This is a genomic window from Microvirga yunnanensis, from assembly GCF_025460875.1.
On sequence record NZ_JAMXFI010000021.1, the window covers coordinates 60212 to 77280 of the forward strand.

Genomic DNA, 17069 nt, shown 5'->3' on the forward strand with positions numbered 1-17069 from the left:
GCCACAGGCGGTTCAAGGGTCCACTTTTCACTAGCGTGGCCCGCTGGGTCGCTGACGCGGCCCTCTGGGTCCGCACGATGCTCTAAATGACGAAGAAATCCTTCTCCGTGATGTCGAGACCGGACTTCAGCTTGAAGAAGAGGATGGGTCTGTCCTTGGATCCCGATCCGTCTGCGTCATAGGACAGGGAGCCGTTCTTTTTGTTATAGATCAGGTAATCATTGGCATCGTGCGAATTGCTCCCGACGGTGAGATAGTCCGAGTGCAATTTGCCTGTCTTCCGCAGCTTCCTGAAGATGCTGTTCTCCAGACGGATCGTATCGTCCTTCACGTTGAAATCCGTGATCGTATCCACGTTGGTCTTGGCATTGAGCGTGTTCCTGAACAGGAAAGTGTCTCGGCCCCAACCGCCGGCGAGGGTGTCCTTGCCGGCGCCGCCATCGAGAAGATCGTTCCCGGCGTCACCGTAAAGCCGATCGATTCCTTCGCCGCCCTGCAGGGTATCGGCGTGCACTCCTCCATAGAGGGTATCGTCGCCGCTCTGTCCGATGAGCCAATTGCTGTCCGCACCGCCGTAGAGACGGTCATGGCCGGCACCACCATCCATCGTGTCGTTGCCCGTGTCCCCGTAGAGAACGTCGTTCCCATCCTGCCCCGACATCAGGTCGTTGCCGATTCCTCCGTACAGAAGGTCCTGCCCCAGGCCCCCATCGACGATGTCGTCGCCACCATCGCCGTAAAGCCGGTCCTCCCCGTCGAAGCCTTGGATGAGGTTGGCGCCGCTGTTGCCGAAAATCTCGTTCGAGAGGTCATTGCCTGCGAGAGAGACGGGAGAGGAACCGCCGGCGGCCTTCAGGACTTCGACATTGTCGTTCAAGGTGAACGAGACTTGCGTGATGACCGTGTCGTATCCCTGGCCGATCTCTTCCCGGACCAGATCCCAGGGAGTGTCGACAATGTACAGATCGTTTCCCTGCCGCCCGGTCAGGACGTCGGCGCCGCCCTTGCCATCGAGCTCGTCGTCACCCGAGGTCCCGACGATCAGGTTCGCGAAGTCGCTGCCGATCAGAGAAAGGGAACTCACATCGTCGGCCGCCCGCAGTTCTTCGATCTCCGCATCCGCCGCCAGGGCGTAGCTGACGGTGCTCCACACGATGTCGCGGCCGCCCCCGAAAGCCTCGAACATGCGATCGTCCCGGCTGTCGATGAAGTAGGTGTCGTTGCCGGATCCGCCGTCCAGCGTATCCGCACCTGCTCCGCCGTCGAGTCGATCGTCTCCGGCGGATCCCTCGAGATAATCACCGTTCGAAGACCCGGTGAGTTGGTCGGCGCCTGCCATGATTGCATCGAGAACCGCAGCACCTTGCTCCTGAAAGCTGGAAAGCCCGGTATATTCGAACAGAGGCAAGCCGCCCCGTTCTCCATAAGTCAGCCAGAGATTGCCGTTCAGACTGAATTCGATAGAGGCGACCCGTCCCCCCGCTTCAGACACGACGGGACCTCCATAGAGAACATCGACCATCACATGATCCACATTCACCTGGAAGCGGGCGGTCTCCCAGTTCGACCCTGCTGCAATGCTGACTTCTCCGACAATGGTCGTGAAGAAATCCTTCGAGCGAAATCCCGGACGCAGAGCGCTATAGAATGCAACGACCGCCATTGTCCGTTACCGGGAGACTTTCAGGTTGGAGGGCACAACGACGCGGCCTCTTGCCGGCTCTGCCGATACATGGGGCGAATGTCGTCTTTGCAGATGATCGCCATTGCCGAAGCGGCAATTCGGCCGGAGGGTTCGTTGAGATATTTAGTCCTAATATCCTCCAAGCGCAATCGGCGCCCCGCAGGACCTTTGCGGTCCCAGGCGCCCCGGGTCTGCGAAGGATCGTCGCACGGCCTAGCCCCATGCCTCCAGGTTGCGGTGCGCTCGCCATCAGGATTGCTGCGTGAGCGGACGCCCGGGCTGATGACGGGTCGTTGCCCCTTCCAGCCTCTTGGACCTCGCACTCAGGAGACTCACCGGCAGTGTTGCCAGCAGCGCGAGGAATGCGGACAGCCCGAAGCAGGCACCATAGCCGTAATGTTGTGCGATCCAGCCCGCTCCCATGCCGCCGGCCATGCTGACGAGCGCATCCATGCATTGCAGCAGCGTGAAGTCGATCCCTGCCTGGCGTGGGTCCGCGAGCGCCATGAACTGGGCATAAAGGGCCACGAACCCCAACGCCATGATGGCGGACGAACTTGCGAGCGCGAGGCAGAGCAGGAGGCCGCGCGATCCTCCTCCTGTGACGGCGACGGCCGCAAGACCGGAGAGGGCGATGGCCTGCAGGACGAGCGCAATGATCATCACGGATCGCGAGCCCCAGAATCGGACCAGACCTCCGCCCAGCACCGCACATCCGAATCCGATAATCATCCCTCCGGCTCCATTGATCATTCCCAGGGCGCCGAGATCGAGACCGGAATCGATCAGGAAAGGCCCGAGCATCGCCAAGCCCCACTTTTGCGAGACCGCGTAAAGAGCGGCGAGCCCGAGCCCCTTGCGCATCTCGGCGCGGTTCAGCGCGTCGCGCAGAGAGGGGTAATGGGATCGCCCGCCGTTCGGGATGGGTGCGGGTGACAGGACGAAGGGCAGACCGAGCAGCACGAGCAGCGTCGCCATGGCGATCATGGCCAACGGCCAATCGAACTGCGCCACAAGGACAAGGAAAAGACCGGAACCGATCGCGGAGCCGAGATACGCGCCCCCCACCTGTGCGGCGTTGCCCCAGCCATGGTATCGGGTGGAAAGGCTTTCCACGGCATGGCCGTCGCATGCGATGTCCACCGTCGAGGCGGCAAAGGCGACGACCACGAACAGGGCCATCAGCGGCACGAAGCTGGTCGGGCCGATGAGCGCTGCCAGGAGGAAGCAAATGCCGGAGATCAGCCCTCCGGTCAGAACGATGGATCGTGAGCGGCTTGACCCTGCGGGCGGCAGACGAAACCGCTCGACCGCTGGAGCCCAGAGGAACTTCAGCACCCAAGGCAGAACTGCGATATAGGTCAGCCCGATCTGGTCAAGAGGAAACCCGCGGTCACGAAGCACGGTGGGAAGAGCACTGAAGGTCACGCCTCCGATGATGCTCTGGCCGACATAGAGTCCTCCGATCGCAAGGATGACGGCGAGCGGGGAGCCGGAACTCCGGCTGAGCGGCACTCCTGTTGCAGTCATCGTCACCACCGGTAGCGCAGGCTGGCGATCACCTTGCGGCCCTCGTCCCAGTAGCAGTAGTTGGATGTGCAGACCTGACCGTCCTCGTCGAGCAGGTTCGTTGCGTTCACCTGGAAGCGCACGCCCTTGAGGCTGGGGTCGAGACTCTCCAGATCGTAGCGGATCGCAGCGTCGATATAGGCGCGAGGCTCGTTCTCGATGACAGGGCGGTTGAGGTTGTCCCCGGCGCTGGAGCCGACATAGCGGACCCCGCCGGCGATGCCGAGCCCCCTCGCCGGCCCGTCCTGGACCGTATAATCGAGCCAAAGCGCCGCCGTATGATAGGGAACGCTCGTCAGCCGATTGCCGATTGTTTCCGGGGTCAGCTTCTCGATGCGGGCATCGATGTACGAGTACGATGCCTGGACGTTCAATCCGTCGGCGAGAGAGGCGACACCCTCGAGTTCAAAGCCCTGGGAACGCAGATCGAGCTGGACCTGCCGGTTCGTGGCGTCAATGACCTGATAGACCACGGCATTCTCTTGCCGGATGTCGAAGACGGCCGCCCGAAGGGAGGCATTGACCCCCGGCAGGTCGTACTTCACGCCGACCTCGACCTGCTCTCCCGTCGTCGGTTCGGCCACCGCTCCACCGAGGACCGTACCCGGATTGGGCGTGAACGATGTTCCCCAGCTCACATAGGGCGCGAGACCGAAATCGGTCACGTAGCCCAGAGCGGCGCGCCCCGTGAACTTGCTGTCGTTCTGGTCGAACTCGAGTCCCGCGGTGTCGAAGTCACTCGACAGCCAATCGTGGCGACCGCCAAGAGTCAGACGCCAGTTTTGCCATTTGACCTGGTCCTGGATGTAGAGGCCTGCGAGTGTCTGCGTTTGCTCCTCGCGATAGTTGAGCGACGGGTCGGACCCGATGGGAACGATGCCGAACCCCTGCTTGGAGACATAGCTGAGGCGGCTGACGTCCAGGCCGGTCAAGATCGTGTGGCCGACAGCGCCGGTTCTCAGGCGGGTTTCCAGGTGGGTATCGGACACGATGCCCCAGTTGTTCTCGCGCGTGAGACCCGACCCGCCATAGTAGTATTCCTGGTTGGTGCCGAGCGAGGAGAACCGCGTGCGCTGGCGCAGGGTGAACATGTCGTTGATGCGGTGTTCGAACTCGTAGCCGATCCGGCCCTGTTGCTGCCGGAAATCGTTGTAGCGCCTGTCCCCGGCGAATGTGCGGGTCGCGCCGATCGAAAGGCTGGTCGGATTTCCGGCGGCATCGGTCGCATAGTCATTCAGATAGGCGGCTGTGCCACCCGTCGTCGAATCCATGTATTCGCCAAGGATCGTCAGCGTTGTGGCGTCGTTTGGCCTCCATGTGACGGCTGGCGCGATGAAGATCCGGTCGTCTTTGACCGCATCGATCTCGGTTCCCGCATCCCGCACGAGCCCGGTCAGCCGGTAGAAGACCGTATTGTCGGCATTGGCCGGACCCGAGAGATCGAAGTTGCCCTGCAGCCGCCCGTAGGATCCGGTTTGGACCTCGACCTCGCGGAACGGCAGAAACGTCGGACGCTTCGAGATCAGGTCGACGATGCCTCCCGTGCTGCTCGGGCCATAGATGGAAGCCGCGGGCCCTCTCAGGATGGCGATTCCCTCCAGGCCATAAGGTTCGAGGCGGAACAGCCCATTTGGACTGTTGACCTGACGCAGGCCGTCACGGAACACACCCGTGTAGGTGACATCGATGCCGCGGATGGAGAAGGCATCGTATCGGGGATCGAAGCCATAGCCCCCGGTTCTGACCCCGGGCGTGTAGGATACCGCATCGAGCAAAGTCTGAGGTTTGCGGTCTTCGAGCTGCTCCTGCGTGACAGTGGAGATCGACTGGGGGGTTTCGAGGATCGGCGTGTCCGTCTTTGTGGCGCTTCGGGTCGCGGTCGCGACATACCCGCTCGCGGTGAGGTCCCCTTCTTGCCCGCTTCTGCTCCCTTCGACCGTGACCTCCTCGAGCTGAATGGCACGTGCCTCTGGCGATTGGGCGAAGGCATCACCTGAAGTCAACATAATGGCCGTGGACGTCAGCAAGGCAAGGGAGAATTTCACGACAGAAACTTTCAAATCACGAGGGAGTTTTCCGCCTAGCAGAGCTTTTCTGAGCGAGTCAAATACTTTAGTTTTTAATTATTTTAATGCGGAAAATCAATCAATAGAACGATTCTAAACTTATGAATACACGAGACGCGACAATACCCTCTTCTGCGTGGACCGGGACGTGGCTTACGCGAGGCTTGGCATCGTACCGACGCGATCGGTTCGCGGCGCGGCCCCCTTGGCACCTTGCCGTGGCGGCTTATTGCCAACGATCTTCCGCACCGGTCCCAGCCAATGCGGCACGAAAGACACAGCTTCAGAATTGATTGTTCATAAATACTCCCATTCCTCTGGGTAATCGGCTATTTAATCTTGACACTTCTTTTATCGACTGATGCGATGCCACATCGTGAACACATTCACGCCAAGTCTTCACTGCGGAATCGGAGGGACCTATGGGCCGCATCATGAAAGAAGACGATATCTTCATCTCGGGATTGTTCGACCTCATGAACCTTCGTTTCGGCCCGTCCCAAGGTCCGAAGGAAGCCTTTGGGGGCATTGAGGAAATGGCCGAGTTGCAGAGAGAATTCCAAATTTTCCAGCGCGGCCGCTCTCTCCGGGACTGCGTCGCGGTACTCAACCTCGGTGGGTTTTGGAACCCGCGCGCACGGAACAGATGGCTGCAATTGATCGGCGACCTTGGGGCTTACGAATCGGATATGCCCGGTGTCAACGGTAACGACCGCATCATGGACATGATGGTCGAGAACCTGGCGTCGCGCAGGCCACTGCCCGTCCTGTTTCAGGCGCACGACTCCCGCAGCGAGGACGGGCGCAGAGTCATTGTGAGAAATGCCCCGACGGGTCGCTTCTACATCGAGCAGAACCACATCGTCGTGTCGATCCCGATGCTCCCAAAGACCGCTCCCCGGATTACGGGACAAAGCACGTCAGCCGCGCGAAAGGCGCCCGCTCGCGCAAGCAAGGCGACCAAGGCCGCGAGCAAGACCGGCCGCAAGGCGCCCCGGCGGACGTAGAGGGCCACACTCCGTGGCGGACGGGATGCCGGGCGGACTTGAGGAGAGTTACGGGCAAGTAGCGGCGTATTACACGAGAAGGCTTCGCCGCTTCGGGCCGACGCCTCTTGGCGTCGACTGGAGCTGCATGCCGACGCAGTCCCTGCGCTTTCGAAAGCTTCTCAAAATCTGCCAGTTCGGCACGCCATTCTCGATCAATGACATCGGTTGCGGCTATGGGGCGCTTCTCGACTATCTCGCGCTCTATCATCCTGAGGATGTCGTCGATTATCTCGGAGTCGACGTGTCTCTCGCGATGGTTCGCAGCGGAAGAAAGCGCTGGTCAGGAGATGCGATCCGGTTCCATCATGGCTGGGAAAGCCCACGGTCGGCGGATTACAGCATCGCGAGCGGAATATTCAACGTCATGCTCGATCTGCCGCGCCCGAACTGGGAGCACGTCATCGAAACGACGTTGCTGCATCTCGCTGCGACAAGCCGTAAAGGCTACGCGGTGAACTTCGTTCATGAATCCGGGTTCGGGCAGGAAGCGAGGCCGGGCCTATACTGCACGACTCCTGACCGGTGGATCGCCTTCTGCGAGTCGCATCTCGGCGCGGAAGTTTCTCTCATCGAGGGCTATGGGATGAGTGAGTTCACCCTTCTCATGAAGCCTAGAGCCTCGGACGTGAAAGGTGGACACCACTTTTGGGATTCATCCGAGGCTCCCTCTCTTGACCGGCGCATCGGATGAGTCGGACCCAGCGGGCCGCGCCAGCGAAAACCGGGTCCACTTTTCGCTGACGCGGCCCTCTGGGTCCGTCCGATGCGCTAGGGGCTCAGCTCCGACTATGGACACAAGCGGCCTCGCGACTTGGAAACGCTGATTGTCGGGTGGTTACGATGCGAGCGCGCTCATGGGGCGCTATCGGCACTCGGCCAAGAGCTTACTCTGAGCGGCTTTCAGACGCGGCTCGAGGACAGTTGCGCCTGTGGCCCGAATCAACGTTTCCGCGTCCTGCAACAGCCTTGAAGCATCCTGGTGACGTTGGCTTCCGAACTGCTCTATCAAGGCGGCACCCGCGACGATCAACGCGCGGCACTCGGTCAACCGGGTCGCCCGGTCCCGGGACAGGCTGATCGTTCGCTCGGCCGTGAGAAGTGCGTCTCCGAAGTGTTTCGCGTGAGCTTGGCATTCAGCCAGGCTGGCCATCATATCAGGCTCATAATCCAGCGCCGCTCTTGCCGAATGCATGAAGTTCAGCCCGTCTTCGAAACCTTGGATGGCCGACTGAGTGTTCCCTTCCAATGCTTGAGCCATGGCCATGCAGGCAAAGGAGAAGACCTTGAGATAGGGCGTACCGTGACGCTCCGCGAGTTGGCTCACCCGGATCGCGTGCTGTTTCGCCAGGGCAGGATCTCCGGAAAGCCAGGCCAGATCGACGTAGCCGAGATGACTGATGAATTGAACCGTCGGATCGATCAGCCCGTCTTCGATCGAAAGCATATGGTCGAGCCACGCCCTTCCCTCGTCAATCCGGCTGAGGTGGATGAGGATTCTGGCTCGGAGGCTGAGCGTCCAATGTTCGACGCTATAACCGAGAAAGCGGTTTTCAAAGTCCTGCACATGCTGCAACAGGGACATGGCCCGGTCATTGGCTTCGAGAGCCTCGTTGAAGAGGCCCGCCCAGCCATAGGCTTGGCTCAAGGACGCGTAGAGTGTAGCGGCCCGACTTTGATCTGATGCTCCATCGAGTATGGCCAGCGCATCCCTGACTCGTGTCACGTAATGGTCGGCGGCTCCTCCGCTTGCGCCGCTGATCCGTGCCTCCACGAACAGAAGCAGAGGGATCATCGTATCGTCCGTCTCCTTGGCGACCGCCAGCGCTTCCTGGATATAGGGAGCAGCATCCTTCGCGCCCATCCCCTCGCGCCAGCCGAGCCAGGCGATCTGGGCGCTCGACAGGATGAGCAAGGCGTTGTCCTTCATGGCCGGGCTCTGTGCGTGCACGAGGCGATGCACAACCTGCCATTGCTTGATCGCCTGGGCGGGGTGCATCGACCCGATCCACTCGGCGGCTTTGCAGGCGTATTCCGCAGCTTTGGAGAGGACCCCTGCCATCTCGTAATGGAAGCTGATAAGTCCGGCGACCTCGTCCTGGCGCTCGGCATAATGGCTGGCCAAGGCAGGAGCAACAAAGGCATGAAGTCTGCTTCTTCGTGCCTTCAATTGGCTTGAATAAGCGACTTCCTGAATGAGCGGATGGCGAAAGGTATAGTAACGACTGTCGGGCCGGTTCTGCTCCTGAAGAAGCTCGGCGACACAGAGCCGGAGGAGTGCATCCTCGATTCCGACATCCGACTCCTGAGCGCTTACAGCCTGCAGGACCGCATACGGAAACTCTTTCCCGATGACGGAGGCCATTTGCAGGAGTGTCCGATCGAAGGACGGCAATCTGTCTATGCGCTCGCCGATCACGGCCTGAAGCGTCACGGGAAGGGGGTTGTTGCTGATCTCACCGCCGAGACGATAATCGCCGGGCTTCCCGATGAGAACATGGCTCTCGACCAGCGAATGGATGATTTCCTCGGCAAAGAAGGGATTGCCGTCCGAGCGTTCGGCAATACGCTCCCGAACATCAGCCAAGTCGACATGTGAGCCGATGACGGAGGATATGAGCGCATCGATTTGCCCGCGATCAAGGTCTCGCAGCTCCAGACGATGGAAGTGGTCATGGTCTGCCCAGGTCGCTCGGTAAGACGGGCGATAATTCACGATCATCAAGGCATGAGAGCCGACGATGGAGCGGAACAGGGTCTCCAGGAAGGCCTCGCTCGCCTCGTCCAGCCAATGAAGATCTTCCAGAATGATGACGTGAGGCCTGGAGGCATGTCCGGACACCAACCAGGAGATGGAATCCAGAAGCGCTGCATGACGCATCTTCGGAGGCAATGCTGATGCCGAAGCGGTTTGGGCGACGCCGAGGAACTCAAAGAGCGTCGACAGAGCATTGTCCGGAGGAGAGCTCAATTCATGGGATCGGTCCATGACGTGCTGGCGCACCTTGGCCGAGTCGTCATTGGCAGAAATCCCAAGCAATAGCCTGACGACCTCGAGGATTGGCTGAATCGGCGCAGCCTTCCCATAGGGTTGAACCCTCACCTCTACGACCGGGATCTGTTCTCTGCGGCATCGCCTGGCGAACTCGTAGCAAAGCCTCGACTTGCCGCTTCCGGCGGAGCCGCAGATTCCGACCACGTGACTGTTGCCGCGCAGGGCCGCCTGCAGGGCGTTCTCCAGGATCGCCATCTCGTGCTCTCGAGCTTGGAAGAGCGTGAGATTGGAGCTTGTGAAAAGCTCCCCGGATGACGTCGCCTGAAGGCCGAGGAGCTCGTAGACGGTGATGTCATGCGCCAGACCACGGATGCTTCTGCGCCCGACGAGCCTTGCGGAGCAATACCGATCAACCAGATGATAACAGTCTTCACTGAGGTAGATCGCACCAGGCTCGGCCAAGGATTGCACCCGGTTGGCGATATGGATGGCGACTCCGTAGGCCTCCCGCTCGTTGATCGCTCCGGTATACTTGGTCTCGGAAACGATCAGGCCGGAGTGAAGGCCGATCCGGACCGCCGTCGCACCGGGCACCTGATTGATATCCGAGTGAATCGCCAAGGCCGCCTGGCAGGCCAGCAAGGCATGGCCTTCCTGAATCTGCGGCGCCCCGAAGAGCGCCATGATTCCATCACCCAAGGTGTGAATCAGCGTCCCGCCGAAGCGTTCCACAGCCTGCCGCATCAGCGATACGGGCGGTGCGAGACGTCTCATCGCCTGTTCCGGGTCCAAATTGGAAACGAGCTCGGTCGAAGCAACAATATCCGCAAAGAGAATGGTGACCGGCTTGAACTCCTCCGTGCTTCCATGCGCTGCCGGCTCGATCTCCTCGAGCGATGAAGCCGGAAGGAGCGGTGCGCCACATTGGCTACAGAACCGGGCGTTGTCCGGACTTGAATGCGCGCAACGTGGACACTTCATTACGGCCTCAGCTTGCACCGATCATGGACGGAAGCACCGTGTCATTTAACGGGATGTCCCGGCGACAATGCAAGCAGCGTGTTGGACTCGGGCCCGTTCCTCTTGAGGCATGACGATCAACCGGACCAAGTCTATCGCTACGTTATCGTGGTACAGTCGCGAGCGGATTGCCCTGCTCGCGGGCGTCGACGGAGGCCGGCGCGCCAGGCTTGACCAAGACGCCGACCCGGCGCGGGGTCCCGGGCATGACCTCATCGTTCGATGACGAGCTTGCCAGCCGGGCGTGTCGAGGCACTCGGCCCGTTCCCGATGCAGTCCGAGTGCTTGCTCCCGCGGCAGACCGGCGTCCCGGGTCTTGCACCGGCCAGATTCTCCCCCCACATTGGCTAAGCCTAGGGCTCCGGGACCCTCTGGCGAGCGGGTCGCCGCTCGCGATGTCGGACGCCTCTCTTGCTTTTGAGCCAACGAGCGCTCCCGCAACCGGAGGATCCATGATGGACAACACATTCATTCGAACCGAAACGCCCGGCCTTCGCAACGGCGGCGTCCTGTCCGTTCTGGTGCGGGTCCTGGCCGTGGCCGCGGCCGGTATCGCGCTTGTGGCCATGATGCTGATCGGCCTTTTCGTCCTCCTCCCGCTCCTGCTCGCCGGCGGGACGGCGCTGTATCTGCATCTTCGCCGTCGCGCGCGTCAGAACAGGGACCGTCGCGCGGACGGCGTCATCGACGCGGAGTACACGATCATCGACCGTTGATGGGCTCCGCCGATCGACGGGGTTCCGGCCGGAGGCCTGGATCGGGGCGATGCCCGGGCGGGCGACCGGATCGGCCGTTCGTTTCCGGACGCCGATAAGCGGATATTAACGAGGGGCGATGACAGTTGTCGGCGGACTGGCTCAATGTCAGCCCTGATCCTTCTGGTCCTCCTCCTTCATGATGCCCCCGAAAGACGTCAGAGACCGGCACCTCGCCAACCGGCAAGGCGCCGTCTTCGCCTTGGCCGACATGGTGCTCGTCGTCACATCGATGGGCGTCATCAAGCAGGCTGGCGCCACGTTCCCCGCCATCCAGCTCGTCTTTTTCCGCGCCGTCATCGGGCTGCTGCTCATTGCGCCTCTCGTCTGGCGCTACCGATCCGACGTCTTCAACAGCCGCCAATTGAAGGGGCATTTCGGACGCGTTCTGTGCAGCACCGTTGCATTGAGCTGCAACTACGCCGCCACCACGGCTTTGCCGTTGACGCTCGTGAATGTGATCGGCTTCACGCGGCCCTTCGTCATTCTGGGCCTTGCCGCCGCCATGTTGGGCGAACGCATCCTGCCGCGGCACTGGGTATCGTCCCTCATCTGCTTCGCCAGTGTGCTGTTCATCCTGAAACCCGGCTCCATGAGCTGGGACTGGGGTCTTCTGGCAGCCTTGGGAATGGTTCTGTTCGGCTCGTTGAGCGTCATCCAGACGCGCCGCCTGACCGGCGAACACGCGGTGGTCCTGATGGTCTTCTACACAATCGGCCTTGCCGTTCTGACGGCCGTCCCGGCCGTTCTCGTCTGGGTGCCCCCGGGGCTCAGCGACCTGCCCGCGTTCCTCGTCATCGGCACCCTGGCCCAAGTGGGCCAGTTCTGCTTCCTGCGCTCCCATCAACTGGCGCAGGCGAGCATCCTGGCTCCGCTCAGCTATGTGGTGATCGTCTTCTCGGCCATGGCCGACTACCTGTATTTCGGCATCGTCCCGACGTCTTCCCTCGTGATCGGCGGCACTGTGATCATCGCGGCCGCTCTCGCCGGCACGCAGGCCGGGGGAGCGCGGCGTTGAATCACCGCCCCGCCCTGGCGCGATTGCGCCCCTCAGGGGATTGAGCATCCGACCCGAAAGCCGCCTCCCGGCACCGCAAAAATTTGCATTTGCACGACGATTGCAAGTTTCGCAGCCCTGCGCAACAAATCGATGCAACGAACAAGAGGTGGGAGGAGATGACGAGAGCGAGCCTCAGCCGTCGACCGCGACAGACGGACATCGCCCGCTTCGCCGGCGTTTCGGTCAGCACCGTGTCGCGTGTTCTCGCGAACGAGCCCGGGATCAGCACGAACGTGCGGGATCAGGTGATCCGGATCGCGTCCGAACTCGGCTACAACGTCCGTCCGGTGCCGAGCCCGCAGCCTCAGAACCAGCGCTCGGTCGCGCTCATCCCGGTCGACCAGGCGACCGGCGGTCTAGGGGTGTTCTACGAGGGGATCCTCAGCGGACTTCGAGGAGCCGCCGCCCGGTCGGGCGGCACCCTCCTGCCGCGCCTCGTCCGGTCCTCCTCGGTCAAGGTTTCAGAGCTGAAGCAGACCCTGTCGGAGACCGAGGCGGCGGGGATCTTTCTTGTCGGCATCGATCCGCCCGAGGATCTGTGCGGCTGGCTCGCCGAGTCGGACATCCCGACCGTCTGGGTCAACGGAAACGACCCGAACCTGCAATTCGATTGCGTGTCGCCGGCCAACTTCTACGGGGCGTGGCTCGCGACCCGGCACCTCATCGACGCCGGGCATCGGCGGATCCTGCATTTCACCATGTCGCACCGGCATACGATCCGCGAGCGTGTCCGCGGCTTCGAGGCGGCGGCCGCGACGGCGGGCGTGACCACGCGGATCGTCCATCTGCCCGCGACCGCCCCGCGCACCAGCACGGCGGCGTGCGAGGCCATGGAGGCGATTCTGCTGGCAGACGAAGGGTTTACCGCTGCTTTCTGCATGAACGACATGATGGCGGTCGGAGTCATGGAAGCCGTCACCAACCACCACCTCTCGATCCCTCAGGATTTCGCCGTGATGGGGTTCGACGACCTGCCCTGCGCGTCCATGACCACCCCGCGCCTGACCACCATGCGGGTTGACCGGGAGGCGATCGGCCAGGAGGCCTATCACCTCATGCAGAGGCGCATCGCCGACCCGGGCGCCGATCCGCGCAAGGTCGAGCTGGCTGTCCGGCTGGTGGACGGCGCGACCGTCCAGGCTTTTTCCAAGACGTCCGCGGACGAGGAATTCCCGGCATGACCTATACGCCCGCCTATGCCAATCCCCTGGCCGCCAACCCGCTCAGGACGAGAGCCGATGTGGAGCAGGCGCTTCTCGACCTGTTCGACCCGCTCCTGCCGGCGTTCTCGGAAGGCGGCGCCCGGGTGAGCCTGAGCGCCACGGCGGCCCATTTCGACCAGGCGGCCGCGGATCTGGAAGGCTTTGCCCGGCCGCTCTGGGGCCTGGCGCCCTATGCGGCCGGCGGCGGCGACTTTCCGCATTGGCCCCTGTTCGCGAAGGGCCTCGCCAACGGGACGGATCCGGACCACCCCGAATATTGGGGCAAGGTCACCGACCGCGACCAGAGGATGGTCGAGCTGGCGGCGCTCGGCTTCGCCCTGCGCCTCGTGCCCCAGCACCTGTGGGATCCGCTGGACGACCGGGCGCGGAGGAACGTCGCCACCTACCTGCTGGAGGCCCGCCCGCATCAGTTCGCGGACAACAACTGGAAGTTCTTCCGGGTGATGATCGACCTCGGCCTCGAGCGGATCGGAGTCGATTTCGACCGGAGCCTGACCGAGCAATACCTCCAGGAGCTCGAAACCTTCTATCTCGGCGACGGATGGTACCGGGACGGCAACGTGCCCCGGGTGGACCATTACATCCCCTTCGCGATGCATTTCTACGGGCTGATCTACGCGGCCCTGGCCACCACCGACGGGGACCGCAAGCGCCGGTTCCGCGACTGGGCGCGCCTGTTCGCGCCGAACATCCGGCACTGGTTCGCGGACGATGGCGGCGCGCTCGTCTTCGGCCGCAGCATGACCTACCGGTTCGCGTGCGCCGGGTTCTGGGCCGCCCTCGCCTTCGCCGACGAGGAGGCCCTGCCCTGGGGCGTGGTGAAGGGCTATTATCTGCGCCATCTGCGCTGGTGGGGCCGGTACCCGATCACGGACCGGAGCGGCGTGCTCACGGTCGGGTTCGGCTACGCCAACCTGCTGATGTCGGAGAACTACAACTCGGCCGGCTCCCCCTACTGGGCCTTCAAGGCCTTCCTGCCGCTGGCCCTGCCCGCCTCGCACCCGTTCTGGACCGCCGAGGAGGCGCCGGCTCCCGCCTTGGGCGAGCCCTCGCCGCAGCCGCAGCCCGGCATGGTCATGATGCAAACGCCCGGCAACGTGGTCGCCCTGTCGTCCGGCCAGGAAAACCTGCAGATGCGGTTCGGCAGCGAGAAATACGCCAAGTTCGCCTATTCGTCCCGCTACGCCTTCAGCGTCGAGAGCGACGAGCGGATCTTCGAGGGCGCGGCGCTCGACGGGATGCTCGGCTTCAGCGACGACGGCCGGCATTTCCGGGTGCGCGAGACCAACGAGGAGGCCCTGATCGCGGGAAGCGTTCTCTATGGCCGCTGGCGGCCATGGGCCGACGTGGAGGTCGAGACCTGGCTCCTCCCGGCCGCCCCATGGCACATCCGGGTCCACCGGATCAGGACCCCGCGCCCGCTCGCCACCGCCGAGGGGGGCTTCGCGATCCCGCGGGCCGACGCCTATCGGAAGCTGGAGACGATCGAGGAGCGCAGCGGCGGAGCGCTGGTCGTCGGGGCGGCCGATTGCAGCGGCATCGCGGATCTGGGATCGTCGATCGAAAGACGCGGCGTCGCGCTGAAAGCGCCTCCGAACACGAATCTGCTCCACCCGAAGACCTTCGTGCCGCAGCTGCGCGGCGATATCCCGGCCGGGGAAACGGTTCTGGCCACGGCCGCCCTCGCATTGACCGATCGGTGCGATGCCGGCCGGTTCTGGCAGGAGATACCAGCCGCGCCGGCCGTCGCGGACCTCGAATCGCTCGTGGCGCGGGACGGCCGCCGGGTCGGGGCCATCGCCTGGAGGACGACGCCATGACCGGCCGCCACCGCGTCGTCTTCGCCATGGATCCTGTCCGGACCGAAGGTGTTCTTACGTCACCCCTGCTGGACCGGCTCGCCCGGTCCTGCACGATCCTCGACCGGAGCCCGCTCCGGTCCTTGACCGAAGGTCGGGCCCTGGCTCTGCTCCGGCAGGCGGAGATCCTCGTGACCGGCTGGGGCTGCCCGGCCATCGGGCGCGACATCCTCGAGCTCGCCCCGAACCTGAGGCTGATCGCCCATGCGGCCGGCACGGTCAAAGGCTTCCTGTCGCCGGACGTCCTCGAGGCCGGAATCGCCGTCACCCATGCGGCGGAGGCGAACGCGATCCCGGTGGCCGAGTTCACCCTCGCGGCGATCCTGTTCGCCAACAAGCAGGTGTTCCGCTTCCGCGATCTCTACCGGGCCGACCGGAACCGCTCGCGGACGTTTCCGCTCACCGCGCAGCCGGTCGGAAATTTCCATCGCACGATCGGCATCATCGGGGCGTCGCGGATCGGCCGCCGCGTCATCGAGTATCTCGAGCCCTTCAGCTTCCGGATTCTTCTGCACGACCCCTATGTGAGCGCGCGCGAGGCGGCGGCGCTCGGCGTCGAGAGCGTGTCGCTCGACGATCTCATGCGGCTCTCGGACGTGGTGTCGGTCCACGCGCCCGCCCTGCCCTCGACCCAAGGCATGATCACGCGCCGGCACCTGGCGCTCATGCGCGACGGGACCACGCTCATCAACACGGCGCGCGGCATCATCGTGAAGCAGGACGATCTCATCGCCGAGCTCGGCACCGGCCGCATTGACGCGATCATCGACGTGACCTATCCGGAAGTCCCGGAAGAATCGTCGCCGCTCTACGATCTTCCGAACGTCTTCCTCACGCCGCACATCGCGGGCGCCATCGGCAACGAGCGCGAGATGCTTGGCGAGTTCACCGTCGAGGAGATCGAGCGTTTCGTCGAGGGACGTCCCCTGCTCTCCGCCATCACGCCCGCAGCCCTGGAGACGATGGCATGACGTCGTTCCGCCCCGGCCTGTGCTCGGTCACGTTCCGCACGCTTGCGCCGAGAACCATCGTCCGGCTGGCGGCCGAATGCGGGATCGAGGGAATCGAGTGGGCGGGCGACGTGCATGTCCCGCCCGGCCAGCCCGACTTCGCGCGCCACGTGCGGCGCCTGACCGAGGATGCCGGCCTCGCGGTGATCTCCTACGGGTCCTATATCGCGCCACCGAGCGACGACGAACCAGCCTTCGCGCAGGTGCTCGAAACCGCGCAGGCGCTCGGCGCGCCGAACATCCGCATCTGGCCCGGATCGCGCAACCGCGATTCCGCCACCTATTCCCCGGACGAGCGCGCTCACACCGCCGCGCTGATCCGGCGCATGGCTCGGCAAGCGGACGATGCTTCCGTGACGCTCTCTCTCGAATACCATCCGAATTCCCTGACCGACGATCTCGCCTCGGCGCAGAGGCTCATGGCGGAGATCGACGACCCGAACGTGTTCCTCTACTGGCAGCCGCGCCCGGGTCTGCCGCTCGACGAGGCGCTCGACGAATTCCGCGCGGTCGGCTCCGACACGTCGCATGTCCATGTGTTCGCCTGGAACCGCGAGAAGGCGCGCTATCCCCTGTCGGAGCAGCGCGCCTATTGGAGCGAGGTCCTGAGCAACGCTCCCGCCACCCGCTGGCCGCGCGAGCGTTTCGCCATGCTGGAATTCGTCCGTGACGACAGCCCTGAGCAGTTCCGGGCCGATGCGGCCGTGTTTCGTCAATTGTTGGAAGAAGCGAAGGCGCGCGCGCGTGGCGCGGCCTGACTTCTATAACGACACTCCGGGGGG

12 protein-coding genes are annotated in these 17069 nt (G+C 63.2%); 8 read left to right on the top strand and 4 right to left on the bottom strand.

Features of this window, described 5'->3' with window-relative positions; genetic code table 11:
• Nucleotides 1–82: 82 nt before the first annotated feature.
• From NF876_RS13000 to NF876_RS13010, 3 genes are all read right to left on the bottom strand, one after another.
• The gene (locus tag NF876_RS13000) at nucleotides 83–1663 is read right to left on the bottom strand and encodes a calcium-binding protein (protein WP_262269214.1); all 1581 of its coding nucleotides are present in this window, start codon (nucleotides 1661–1663) and stop codon (nucleotides 83–85) included.
• A gap of 270 nt (nucleotides 1664–1933) precedes the next feature.
• Nucleotides 1934–3214 (bottom strand): MFS transporter, encoded by a 1281-nt coding sequence (locus NF876_RS13005; RefSeq protein ID WP_262269215.1) that lies wholly within the window; start codon nucleotides 3212–3214, stop codon nucleotides 1934–1936.
• A gap of 2 nt (nucleotides 3215–3216) precedes the next feature.
• Nucleotides 3217–5298, bottom strand: a complete 2082-nt coding sequence (locus NF876_RS13010) for a TonB-dependent siderophore receptor (protein ID WP_262269216.1) — start codon at nucleotides 5296–5298, stop codon at nucleotides 3217–3219.
• Between the two features lie 443 nt (nucleotides 5299–5741).
• Between NF876_RS13010 and NF876_RS13015 the strand changes: the two genes are divergently transcribed.
• Both NF876_RS13015 and NF876_RS13020 read left to right on the top strand, forming a co-directional pair.
• Nucleotides 5742–6326, top strand: coding sequence for a hypothetical protein (locus NF876_RS13015; protein WP_262269217.1), 585 nt, complete (start codon nucleotides 5742–5744; stop codon nucleotides 6324–6326).
• 127 nt (nucleotides 6327–6453) lie between these two features.
• Nucleotides 6454–7059 carry a class I SAM-dependent methyltransferase gene (locus NF876_RS13020; protein ID WP_262269218.1) on the top strand — a complete coding sequence of 202 codons (606 nt, stop codon included), beginning with the start codon at nucleotides 6454–6456 and terminating at the stop codon, nucleotides 7057–7059.
• A gap of 171 nt (nucleotides 7060–7230) precedes the next feature.
• Here NF876_RS13020 and NF876_RS13025 read toward each other — a convergent pair whose 3' ends face one another.
• The gene (locus tag NF876_RS13025) at nucleotides 7231–10341 is read right to left on the bottom strand and encodes an adenylate/guanylate cyclase domain-containing protein (protein ID WP_262269219.1); all 3111 of its coding nucleotides are present in this window, start codon (nucleotides 10339–10341) and stop codon (nucleotides 7231–7233) included.
• Nucleotides 10342–10835: 494 nt separating this feature from the next.
• Between NF876_RS13025 and NF876_RS13030 the strand changes: the two genes are divergently transcribed.
• From NF876_RS13030 to NF876_RS13055, 6 genes are all read left to right on the top strand, one after another.
• The gene (locus tag NF876_RS13030) at nucleotides 10836–11096 is read left to right on the top strand and encodes a hypothetical protein (RefSeq protein ID WP_262269220.1); all 261 of its coding nucleotides are present in this window, start codon (nucleotides 10836–10838) and stop codon (nucleotides 11094–11096) included.
• A gap of 178 nt (nucleotides 11097–11274) precedes the next feature.
• Entirely contained in the window at nucleotides 11275–12153 is an 879-nt protein-coding gene (locus tag NF876_RS13035) for a DMT family transporter (protein ID WP_262269221.1), read from the top strand.
• Nucleotides 12154–12311: 158 nt separating this feature from the next.
• Nucleotides 12312–13376 carry a LacI family DNA-binding transcriptional regulator gene (locus tag NF876_RS13040; protein WP_262269222.1) on the top strand — a complete coding sequence of 355 codons (1065 nt, stop codon included), beginning with the start codon at nucleotides 12312–12314 and terminating at the stop codon, nucleotides 13374–13376.
• Nucleotides 13373–15238: a DUF2264 domain-containing protein gene (locus NF876_RS13045; RefSeq protein WP_262269223.1), complete on the top strand. Its 1866-nt coding sequence runs from the start codon at nucleotides 13373–13375 to the stop codon at nucleotides 15236–15238. Before NF876_RS13040 ends, NF876_RS13045 begins: the two co-directional genes overlap by 4 nt.
• Entirely contained in the window at nucleotides 15235–16248 is a 1014-nt protein-coding gene (locus NF876_RS13050) for a hydroxyacid dehydrogenase (protein WP_262269224.1), read from the top strand. The genes NF876_RS13045 and NF876_RS13050 overlap by 4 nt, the downstream gene beginning before the upstream one ends.
• Nucleotides 16245–17045 carry a sugar phosphate isomerase/epimerase family protein gene (locus NF876_RS13055; protein ID WP_262269225.1) on the top strand — a complete coding sequence of 267 codons (801 nt, stop codon included), beginning with the start codon at nucleotides 16245–16247 and terminating at the stop codon, nucleotides 17043–17045. Before NF876_RS13050 ends, NF876_RS13055 begins: the two co-directional genes overlap by 4 nt.
• Nucleotides 17046–17069 lie beyond the last annotated feature (24 nt).